This window comes from Pseudomonas sp. XP1 (genome assembly GCF_053557675.1).
The window spans coordinates 63,424-69,752 of sequence record NZ_JBNRIJ010000004.1; the positions used below are offsets into that span (position 1 = coordinate 63,424).

The window sequence follows — 6,329 nt, forward strand, 5'->3', positions numbered from 1 at the left end:
CGGCGTTGTTGCGACGCCGCCTTGTTCGACTCTTTGTGACGAGGCAACGCAATGGACAGAACAGCTGAACAACTGATGTTGATTGGCGGAACGGCATTACTGTATCGCGTGGACACTGGTCAGATTCAACTTCAGGCCGCCTTCGACTCCATCCTTTACGCCCAGCTGGTGGCCAACAGGAATGCGGGGGCACGCTTTGAGCACTACGAAGCCTGGTATGACGCCTATCGCGAGGCATACCGGCAGCTAGGCTGGATCAAGCTGGCCAGCACGCATGACCTGAAACAGTTGGGTCAGCCCGTGCGCAGCGCGCAGATCCAGCCACTCGAAGCGTGGCTGAAGATGCGCTCGATCCGCCATGAGGCTGTGCTGGCGGCAGTAAAGAGTGGCCTGGGGCGATCGATCGAAGGTTTTCGCCACCAGCTGAAGTTCAGCACGCAGGGAGCACAATTGGTGATCGAGCTCGGCCTCCTCAAGCCGGGGCCGGCGCTGGACCTTTGCAGTATTACCCTGCATTTCGACAAGCCGATCGCCAGCATCTCGCAGGAGATGTTGCTGGGCGAGCACTTGCTCAAAGGCGAGGCCGAGTTCAACGGGATTTCTTTGGTGCTCGACAATGGGCGCTTCCAACACCAGCGGGATGAATTGCAGGCGTTGATGAAAACCAAGGATGCCCAAGGGGAATACCGGTTCGACCCCTACGCGCCGTCAACAGGAGCCGATCATGAGTGAGTCCACATCTGCCGTGATCGGCGCAGGGATCGTTTCCTTCCTGCCGGGAATTTCTGCGAGGCACAGAGACAAGGTGAAACTGGCCCTGGCGATGGCCGAGCGTTCCACCGAGGCAGCGTATAGGGAAGGGCTGATCGAGGACTGGTTTGCCTACTACCGCAACCAGCTCAAGTACATGGGCTGGGACGCCGTTTCTGCCGAGCAGGTGCATTGGCCAGACGAGCAGCGTGCCAGGCAAGCTGATCAGGTGCTGGAAACCATTGCCGCAACCGCTGGTGAGCACTTTGCTTCGGTAATCGGTATTTCCATGCACAAACTGTTGGCCAACCCGACGCCTTTGCGGGAGCTGGAGCGGCGTGCCTACGAACGGCAGCATTTCCAGTTGTTGCCCTGTGCGCCCGCCGGAGCCAACCGGGTGGATATGGTGCTCTACCATGAAACGGACACACGCTCGGCGTACAGTGCGGGCTTTATCAGCCACAAGCGCAGCCACCGGAACGTGCGTGCGGAGTTGGTACGCTTCAACCTCCTGGCGTTCGAGCACAGTTATTTGCCCAAGGTGCAGGACCGCGTCGTGCAGGTTTCCTTGCAGCGCATACTGGATTTCGACATCTAGGGCGCGAGGTAGCCTTTGATGCCTGTGAAGATGATCTGTGCAGCCAGGGCGCAGACGAACAACCCCATCAGGCGGCTGACGATCTGCAGGCCTTGGTCGCCGAGGATGCGCTCGATACGGTGTGACAGGTATAGCACCAGGCCTACGGTGAAACTGGCCAGGGCGATGCTGATGATGGCCAGCAGTTTGTCGTCCCAGTGCGGTTGGCCGACACCCATTACCAATAGAGCACCGATGGTGCCCGGGCCGACGGTAAGCGGGATGGTCAGCGGCACGATGGTCACATCCTGCTGCACGTTGTCGGCTTGTACCGCGGACTTGCCTTGGGCCATGCCCAGTGCCGAGATGAACAGCACGCTGCCGGCGCCGATGCGGAAGGCGTCGGCAGTGATACCGAAAATGCCGAAGATCGCTCGCCCGAACAGGTACAACAGGACACTGGCGATGAGCGCGGCGATGGCGACCTTCCATGCCAGCTGCTTGCGCTCTTTGCTGGAATGGCCGCGGGTCAGGCTGATGAAGCACGACAGCACGAAGAACGGGCTGTAGAGCACGAGCATTTTCAGGTAGACACTGAACAACTCATGGAGCATGGGGCTAGTCCAGGCAGTTATGGCTGGGCAGAGTTTATCAGCAGATTCTGTTGATAGCCTTGCCGGCCTCAGATCAGGAACTGTGCACCGGATCCACCTTGGCTTCCCGGTGATTTGCCCAGTACTGGATCAGCTCTCGCAACTGCGACAATTCCACCGGTTTGGCCATGTGCCCGTCCATGCCCGCCAGGCGTGCACGTTCCTTGTGTTCGGCAAGTATGTGAGCGGTCAGCGCCACTACCGGGGTGCGCTGGCGCTGGTTGGCGGCTTCCCAGGTGCGCAGCTGCTGGGTGGCCGAGAAACCGTCCAGTATCGGCATTTCGCAGTCCATCAGCACCAGGTCATAGCGCTGCGCCTTCATCGCCTGCAAGGCCTCTTCGCCATTGCTGGCGGTGTCTGGCTCGAGGTTGAGCTTGCCGAGCATGCCGCGAATCACCTTGGTCGAGATGCTGTTGTCCTCGGCGACCAGCACGCGGAAGTCGCCGGGCAGGTCCAGTGCCTGGGGGATGCCGGGTAAACTGGCTGGCACGGCTTGTTCGCGGCCGCGCTGGGCCAGCTCTTCGGCCAGAGTGGTTTTCAGCGTGTAGCCCGCCACCGGCTTGGCAAGGATCCGCTTGACCCCGGCGTTGCGCGCAATGACCTTGCTCGGCGCGTTGCTGATGCCGGTGAGCATCACTACCAGGATGTCGTGGTTCAGGCTCGGGTCTTCCTTGATCTTGGCGGCCAGCTGCATGCCGGTCATGCCTGGCATGTTCTGGTCCAGCAGTACAGCATCGAAGTAGTCGCGCAGGTGGGCCTTCGTGCGCAGCAGGGCCAGGGCTTCCTTGCCCGACGGGACCGCGCTGACGTTCATGCCCCAGGCACTGCACTGCTGTACCAGCACCTTGCGGCAGGTGTCGTTGTCATCCACCACCAGTACCCGAGCATCACGCAGCGGGCCTTCGAGGTCGGCCGGTGGCTGTTCGAGGCGCGAAGGGTCCAGCGGCAGCGTCAGCCAGAGAGTGTTGCCCATGCCGGTGCTGCTCTTGATGCCGAACTCTCCCTGCATCAGGCCGATCAGCTGCTTGGCGATCACCAGCCCCAGATGGCCGCCCAGCTTGTTGCTGGAGAGGAAGTGGTGGCTGTGCAACTCGGCCTGCAGCAAGGCTTCGCGGTCAGCGGCGGGCAACGGTTCGCCGCTGTCCTGCACGGCGATGCGCAGGCGCGGTACCTCGCCGCGCTGATCCAGCGCCACCACCAGCAGGATTTCGCCCTGATCGGTATTTTTCAGGGCATTCTCCAGCAGGCTCGACAAGGCCTGGCGAAGGCGCGTCGGGTCGCCGCTGATTACCCGAGGTACTTGCGGCTGGGTGAAGCTGATCAGTTCGATGTTCTGCTGTTCGGCCTTGGCGCGGAAAATGTTCAGGCAATCCTCGATCAGAGCGTTGAGGTCGAACTGCACATCATCGAGTTCGATCTGCCGGGATTCGAGCTTGGAAATGTCGAGAATCTCGTTGATCAGCGTGAGCAGCTCGTTGCCGGCGCTGTGAATGGTCTGTACGTAGTCGCGCTGCTTGACCGAAAGCGGCGTCCCCAGCAGCAGTTCTGTCATGCCCAGCACACCGTTCATCGGGGTGCGGATTTCGTGACTGATCTTGGCCAGGAATTCGGCCTTGGCGTTGATTTCGGCATCGCTGGCTGCCAGGGCGCGGCTGGCGCTGAAGCGCTCCTCGCTCATGCGCCGCAGGCGTTCGCTGACTGCCAGGTTGAGCAGCAGGCCGCTGGCCACCGTCAGCCCCAGCAGGATGCACAGCAACCAGGGCGTAGAAGTACGGGTCAGGCCCAGCAGCGCCGGCAGCAGCACCAGGCCACCGAGGTTGAACACCACCATGGCCAGGCTGAACAGGCGTGCGGGTGCATAGCCCTTGTACCAGTGGTAGCTGCTGACCAGCAGCATGCTCACGGTGCCCAGGGCCATCAGGGCGTAGGTCATCAGGTTGAGGGGCAGGGTGTCGACGAACAGCAGCACCAACCCGCTCAACCCGACCACCAGCATCTCGCCCTGCAGCAGACGGTTGAGCCGTGGCGAGTTGCATGGCGAGAAGAAATGCTGGGTGAAGCACAACCCGGCCAGGCCGGCCAGGACGAGAGTCAGATATGCGGCGGGCGTCTGCGCGCTGTGCCACACGTGCCACCACGGGCCGCTCAGGTTCAGCAGGATCAGGCCGCTGAGCAGCATCAGGCCGTGGTACAGCGCCAGGATCAGGGTGGTGTTGGAGCGGCTGTAGAGGAAGCGGATCAGGTTGTGCATGATCAGCATCACCAGGCCGCCGAACAGCATGCCGAACAGCAGCGGCTGGCGTTGGTCGGAGGCTGCCACGGCCGCAGGCTCCAGACTGATGGCCGGGCGCAGCTGATGCTCGGAAACCAGGCGCAGGTAGATATCCAGGGGTTGCTTGCTGTTGGGCAGGGGCAGTACATGGTCGCTGCCACGCAGGGTCGGGCTGGCATTGCCGGCCTGGCGCCCATGGTGCAGCTGACGCAGAAGCTGGTCGCCCTCGAGGGCGTAGAGGTCCAGGCCCGAAAGGTCTGGGGCGAAAACCCGCAGCAGTTGTTCCTGCTCGCCGGGCTCCAGGCGGTAGTGCAGCCAGAGGGCCTGTTCCGCAGGGGCGGCATCCAGGTCGGCGAGGACAAGCGGGCTGAACTGGTTGCGGTAACGCTCGGAGCGCACGTCGCTCAGTTGCAGGTTGGCCTGTTCGTCGAGCAGAACGGCCCAGCCTCCGTCATGTTCGGCCGCAGCCGGGAACATGCAGAGCAAGGTCAGCAAGCTGACGATCAGAGCTGAGGCAATCCGAAGCCGACGCACTACGAAATCCCTTCTTAGCCAAGGTGCCGGGTATTAACTATGCGCGGCGCGCCAAGTCGAAGGCAAGGCCTCTCGGGGCCCTGTCGACGAGCCGGATGCCGCAGGCGCAAGGTGCTGAGGCGCACTGCGGCAGGCCGGTACAACTTATTGCTGGTGCTCACCGCGCTCGCGGGCGATGGCCCGGTAGCCGATGTCGGTGCGGTAGAAGCTGCCGTTCCAGCTTACTTCCTTGGCCAGGCGGTAAGCCTGCTGCTGCGCGTCGGCAACCGTGCTGCCCATGGCGGTTGCACACAGTACGCGCCCACCGTTGGTGGTCACCTTGCCATCCTTCAGTGCGGTACCGGCATGGAACACCTTGCCTTCGATCTTCGCAGCAGCGTCCAGGCCGTTGATCACGTCACCCTTGGCGTAGTCGCCCGGGTAGCCGCCGGCAGCCAGTACCACGCCCAGGCTCGGGCGTGGGTCCCATTGTGCTTCGACCTTGTCCAGCGCCTTGGCGAATGCGGCCTCGACCAGCAGCACCAGGCTCGACTCCAGGCGCAGCATGACTGGCTGGGTTTCAGGGTCGCCGAAGCGGCAGTTGAATTCGATGACCTTGGGGTTGCCCGCCTTGTCGATCATCAGGCCTGCGTAGAGGAAACCGGTGTAGACGTTGCCTTCCTCGGCCATGCCGCGCACGGTCGGCCAGATCACCTGGTCCATCACGCGCTGGTGCACTTCGGCAGTGACCACCGGGGCGGGGGAGTAGGCACCCATGCCGCCGGTGTTCGGGCCGGTGTCCTGGTCGCCGACGCGCTTGTGGTCCTGGCTGGTGGCCATGGGCAGCACGTTCTGGCCGTCGACCATGACGATGAAGCTGGCTTCCTCGCCGTCGAGGAACTCCTCGATGACCACGCGGGAGCCCGCATCGCCGAAGGCGTTGCCGGCCAGCATGTCACGCACGGCGGCTTCGGCTTCTTCCAGGGTCATGGCGACGATCACGCCCTTGCCCGCGGCCAGGCCGTCGGCCTTGATCACGATCGGCGCGCCTTTTTCCTGCAGGTAGGCCAGCGCCGGCTCGATTTCGGTGAAGTTCTGGTAGTCGGCGGTCGGGATCTTGTGACGCGCCAGGAAGTCCTTGGTGAATGCCTTGGAACCTTCCAGCTGGGCCGCGCCCTTGGTCGGACCGAAGCAGTCCAGGCCGCGGCTGCGGAACAGGTCGACCACGCCGATGACCAGCGGTGCTTCCGGGCCGACGATGGTCATGTCGACGTTCTTCTCGGCGAAATCAGCCAGTTGCTCCAGGGCGCACACGTCGATGGCGACGTTCTCGCACTTGGCTTCAATGGCAGTACCGGCGTTGCCCGGGGCAACGAAGACTTTCTCGACGCGCGGGTCCTGGGCGACTTTCCAGGCCAGGGCGTGCTCACGGCCGCCGCTGCCGATGATCAAAACTTTCATGTCAAAACCTCTGTTTGGCGGCAGTCCTCGTACCTTGTGGGAGCGGGTTTACCCGCGAATGCGGCGGTGAGTCCAACATCGCATTCGCGGGTGAACCCGCTCC

Annotated in this window: 5 protein-coding genes; 2 read left to right on the forward strand and 3 right to left on the reverse strand. The window is 62.8% G+C overall.

Translation table 11 applies throughout. From position 1 onward, the window contains the following. The first annotated feature begins 51 nt into the window (after positions 1-51). Positions 52-732: a hypothetical protein gene (locus ACK1U9_RS05455; RefSeq protein WP_449109748.1), complete on the forward strand. Its 681-nt coding sequence runs from the start codon at positions 52-54 to the stop codon at positions 730-732. Continuing rightward, entirely contained in the window at positions 725-1,348 is a 624-nt protein-coding gene (locus ACK1U9_RS05460; RefSeq protein ID WP_135002015.1) for a hypothetical protein, read from the forward strand. Before ACK1U9_RS05455 ends, ACK1U9_RS05460 begins: the two co-directional genes overlap by 8 nt. Here the strand turns inward: ACK1U9_RS05460 and ACK1U9_RS05465 are convergent. The 3 genes from ACK1U9_RS05465 to purD all read right to left on the reverse strand — a co-directional run bounded on the left by ACK1U9_RS05465 (position 1,345) and on the right by purD (position 6,226). Further along, on the reverse strand, positions 1,345-1,941 hold the full coding sequence (locus ACK1U9_RS05465; protein WP_085599669.1) for a MarC family protein: 597 nt from the start codon (positions 1,939-1,941) through the stop codon (positions 1,345-1,347). The two genes, ACK1U9_RS05460 and ACK1U9_RS05465, sit on opposite strands and share 4 nt — an antisense overlap. Positions 1,942-2,014: 73 nt before the next feature. Then, a complete protein-coding gene (locus ACK1U9_RS05470; protein WP_108481502.1) occupies positions 2,015-4,786 on the reverse strand; it encodes a hybrid sensor histidine kinase/response regulator in 2,772 nt (923 codons plus the stop codon). Positions 4,787-4,930: 144 nt separating this feature from the next. Then, entirely contained in the window at positions 4,931-6,226 is a 1,296-nt protein-coding gene (purD, locus tag ACK1U9_RS05475) for a phosphoribosylamine--glycine ligase (RefSeq protein WP_046613241.1), read from the reverse strand. Positions 6,227-6,329 lie beyond the last annotated feature (103 nt).